1 protein-coding gene is annotated in these 243 nt (G+C 72.4%); it reads right to left on the reverse strand.

Annotation, left to right across the window (positions count from 1 at the left end):
• A partial coding sequence (locus N4G66_RS45545; protein ID WP_261710186.1) for a transposase occupies positions 1-242 on the reverse strand: 242 nt, incomplete at its 3' end.
• Position 243 lies beyond the last annotated feature (1 nt).

Consider the following 243-nt stretch of genomic DNA (forward strand, 5'->3'; position numbering starts at 1 on the left):
CGGTGCAGCCTGGCCCGGACCCGATCCCGGCTCCACCGGGCAAAACGCCGGTAGACCGTGGGCCAGGCCGGTCCGAACACCGGCGGCAACTGCCGCCATGTGCAGCCCGAGGTGGCCACGAAGACGATCGCCGCAAGGCATTCACGGTCACCTGCCCGCCGACGGCCCCCGCCCTGCGGGCGCGTGACCTCCGTCGGCGGCACCACCCGCCGGAACAACACCCACAACTCGTCCGGAACCAAC

Source organism: Streptomyces rhizosphaerihabitans (assembly GCF_025399795.1).
GTDB lineage: Bacteria > Actinomycetota > Actinomycetes > Streptomycetales > Streptomycetaceae > Streptomyces > Streptomyces rhizosphaerihabitans.